This is a genomic window from Methylobacterium sp. WL116, from assembly GCF_008039455.1.
GTDB lineage: Bacteria > Pseudomonadota > Alphaproteobacteria > Rhizobiales > Beijerinckiaceae > Methylobacterium.
This window is the reverse complement of record NZ_VRUV01000819.1, coordinates 1-1,402: the sequence shown is the minus strand read 5'-3', so window position 1 is coordinate 1,402 and position 1,402 is coordinate 1. Positions and strand designations below refer to the sequence as shown.

2 protein-coding genes and 1 pseudogene are annotated in these 1,402 nt (G+C 73.0%); all 3 read left to right on the top strand.

Annotated elements, in window-relative coordinates; all coding sequences use genetic code 11:
- Positions 1 to 587: pseudogene (locus tag FV223_RS30970) on the top strand (hypothetical protein); the annotation flags it as partial.
- A 185-nt stretch (positions 588 to 772) separates the two neighbouring features.
- Positions 773 to 1,177, top strand: a complete 405-nt coding sequence (locus FV223_RS27625) for a hypothetical protein (RefSeq protein ID WP_147729876.1) — start codon at positions 773 to 775, stop codon at positions 1,175 to 1,177.
- 40 nt (positions 1,178 to 1,217) lie between these two features.
- The coding region (locus FV223_RS27620) for an isocitrate/isopropylmalate family dehydrogenase (RefSeq protein ID WP_281407479.1) at positions 1,218 to 1,402 on the top strand (185 nt) is incomplete at its 3' end.

The following is a 1,402-nucleotide window of genomic DNA, read 5'->3' as shown; positions in this document are numbered from 1 at the left end:
CCGGGCGCCTGCGCCTCGACCTGGCGGGCGAGGCCGCCCGGATCGAACCGCGGCACGGCCCACAGGAGCAGACGCTGGGCCGCGGCGACTTCGCGGCGATCGAGGAGACGCATCTGCGCCTCACCCTGACGCGGGACGCCCCCGAGCCGCAGCCCGGCCTGTTCGTGACCCTGGCCCGGCGGGCGGCGGAGGGCCCGAACCTCTCGGTGATCCGGACCGGCCAGCGCGGGCGGATCGCCACGAAATTCGGTGCGGTCGAGACGCTGGAGGCGACGCTGTCGGGCGCGGGGCGCCGGATCTGCACCGGCTTCGTCACCCTGGAGGCCCAGCCGGCGCGGATCGACGGCTGGCTCTGTGCGCCCCTCGGGCAGCCGCCCGAGCCGCGCACGCTCGCCTGCACCCTCGACGCGCTCACCCTCGACGCGCGCGCCGACCCGGCCACGAGCGCGGTCTTCGCCGACGCGGAGGGCCGCCGCGACGCCGCCTGCGACCCGATCCGGGCTCTGTCGTCCGGGGAGCCGGAAGGCCGCACCGGCTCGATCGTGCCGCGCCGCACGCCGCCCGCGCGGAAACCGCAGCATCCTTGAGCGAGCCCTTCGCGTGATCGGGGCGGTTAGCCCCTTTGCGCGATTGGGGCGACAATGCGGCAAAACACGCAAGCTGAGCCGTTTTTCCGGAACCGCGGCCGCGCTCGGGCGTCTACCCCGCAACAGGCACCGGATTCTTAATCTCTCGGCGCCATACCCGACTCCGCATTCAAACAAGGTGCGTCATGCGCTCGATCAAGATCGCCCTGCTGGGCGCCCTCGCCGTCACCGGCCTCGGCTTCACCGCGCCGGTCCAGGCCCAGGACGGTTACGCCCCGGGCTACCGCGTCAGCCGTCCGCTGCCGATCCGCATCCGCCCGCGCAGCTGGCTCGATGCCGGCAACGTCGTCGAGCCGGGCAACGGCTCGGTGAGCAACCCGGCCACCAACCCGGTCCTGATCGCGCAGTCGAACCAGCTCAACCCCGTCTACGGCCGCAACGACGGCTACGGCGGCGGCATCCTGCCCGACCCGATCACCAACGGCCCGTTCATCGGCGCCCGCTCGAGCGCCATCCGCAACGTCGACTTCTCGGCGATCGACGCGATCGATCCGACCTCCTACGTCGCGCGCTACGGCAACCCGTACTAAGCCGACACGGGACCTGGTCGATCGGGGCGCGCAGCACGAGCTGCGCGCCCTTTTTCATGCGTGGCGTCCCGCCGCTCAGGCCGCGCGGACGCGCAACTCGGACGCGATCCTGCTCGGGGCCGTCGGCGGGCCGAAGTGGAACGGCGTGGCCTACGAGATCCGCCCCGAGGCCGGCCTGCTGCGGCTGCGCAAGGACCTCGGCCTGTTCGCGAACCTGCGCCCGGC

Excerpts from the sequence above, each read along its gene's own strand:
- FV223_RS27625 (WP_147729876.1), top strand. The coding sequence starts at position 773 with ATGCGCTCGATCAAGATCGCCCTGCTGGGCGCCCTCGCCGTCACCGGC.